Annotated in this window: 2 protein-coding genes; both read right to left on the minus strand. The window is 67.0% G+C overall.

What is annotated here, in order from left to right; genetic code table 11:
* Positions 1 to 228: 228 nt before the first annotated feature.
* Positions 229 to 1,056 (minus strand): hypothetical protein, encoded by an 828-nt coding sequence (locus WS96_RS28980; RefSeq protein WP_059837237.1) that lies wholly within the window; start codon positions 1,054 to 1,056, stop codon positions 229 to 231.
* A gap of 121 nt (positions 1,057 to 1,177) precedes the next feature.
* A partial coding sequence (locus WS96_RS28985; RefSeq protein ID WP_034209406.1) for a tetratricopeptide repeat protein occupies positions 1,178 to 1,765 on the minus strand: 588 nt, incomplete at its 5' end.

The following is a 1,765-nucleotide window of genomic DNA, read 5'->3' on the forward strand; positions in this document are numbered from 1 at the left end:
CCGGACGCCGCGGGCGAGGAATTGTCGTCGCCGCCGCAAGCGGTCAGCGCAACGCAGGTCAATGCAATCAGTACAGCGGTTTTCATCGGGGTCCCCTTTCAAACGAACTGGACGAACGAAGCCGGCACGCGCGCATCGCGCCGCACGCGCCGACCATCACGAATCGCGAATCGAATCAGGAAGCGAGACTCGGCAATCGGCCGGCGGCTTCCCGCCGGCCCGCCGACGTCAGTTCACCTGCAGCTGGCCGCCGCGGCCCAGCCCGCCCTTCACGTCCTGCGCCTTGTAGCTGCGCAGCGCGACGACCATCTTGTTGTACGCATCGATGAACGCGACGACCGTCGCCTTGCCCTCCGGCGTCGCCGAGAAGCCCGCGAGCGCACCGCCCACGCCGCCGCCGAAGCCGCCCAGCGCCGCGCCGTAGTTGGTCGCCGTCGAGCTGCCTTCCGACGCCGCGATCTGCACCGCCGAGCGCACGTCGAACAGCGTCAGCGTCACCACCGAGGCCTTCGTCTGCAGGTGGCCCGCCACCGCCGCCACCGCGCTGTTGCCGATCAGCCCGCCGATCATGCTGCCGATCCCGCCGATCGGCGAGTCGTTGATCACGATCTGCGGCTCCATGTAGTAGTCGGCCGCGACCCGCTGCCCCTTCTGCTGCTTCGAGCCCGCGCGGTATTCGCCCGAGTTGCGCTGCAGTTGCGTGATGCGCGACAGGCGCGCGTCGCTCTTCTGGTTGCCGATCGACGTGATCACGAAGCAGTTCGACTGCTGCACCGCCAGGCGCAGCAGCGGGTCGATCGTCGTCATCTTGGTCGCGCTGCCGAACGGGCCCCACCAGTCGGCGTTGCGGCCGTCGTCGACCGCGATCGTGCCCAGCGGCGACGTGCAGCGCTGCAGTTGCGAATCGGCGCCGGCGCTCGCGCCGCCTGCCGCCGCGCCCGTCACGCCGGCGTTCTGCCCGCCGGGCGTCACCACGCCGCCGCACCCCGCGACGGACGCGCCAAGCGCTGCAACCAGCGCACCTTGAACGAGACGTTGGGAAAGATTGGTCTTCATGTCGTTGTCGATCGATTAGAGTCGTTGTTCGGCTTATGTGTTCGTGCGAACTTCGATAAGCCCCCCGGCGTAGCGCGCGATGGTGGTCTCCCCGCGGCTGCCCCCGTTGCTCGATACCCGGTCAGTAGTACCAGTACGTCTGCTGCCAGACGCCGTAGTACGGATAGCCCGAGTACCAGTAGCCGTAATAGACGTCACGCCATTGCGTGCGCCATTTCCAGTCTTCTTCGTCTTCCTTCTTCGCCTTGCGCGCGAGCTCGAGCAGCTTTTTCGATTCCTTGTCGCCGCGGCCGGCCGCGATCGACAGCCACTTCTCCGCTTCGCGCGCATCCGAGCCCATTTCCTCGAGGCCGAACAGGTAGAAACTGCCGAGCGCCTTCTGCGCGTTCAGGTCGCCGCGTTCGGCGGCCTCGCGCATCCACTTCAGCGCCTGGTAGCTGTCCTGGCGCACGCCGTCGCCGCGGAAGTAGCGCAGGCCGAGATCGTAGGCGGCCTTCGGCTGGGTCTTCGCGGTTTGCTTGAGCGCGGCGATGCGCGGATCCTCGCGGTCTTCCGCGTCGTCCTTTTTTTGATAGGAGACCTGATCTTTAGGGCGATCGGAACACCCGGTGTCGTCGCAGATCCGTACCGTGCCGGCGGTGACCGACGGATCCTGCGCGCACGCGGCCAACAGCAACAGCAGCCCCGGTGCGAGTAAACGGCGATACAT

It is taken from the genome of Burkholderia sp. MSMB1835 (assembly GCF_001526365.1).
GTDB lineage: Bacteria > Pseudomonadota > Gammaproteobacteria > Burkholderiales > Burkholderiaceae > Burkholderia.

Excerpts from the sequence above, each read along its gene's own strand:
- WS96_RS28980 (WP_059837237.1), bottom strand. The coding sequence starts at position 1,056 with ATGAAGACCAATCTTTCCCAACGTCTCGTTCAAGGTGCGCTGGTTGCA.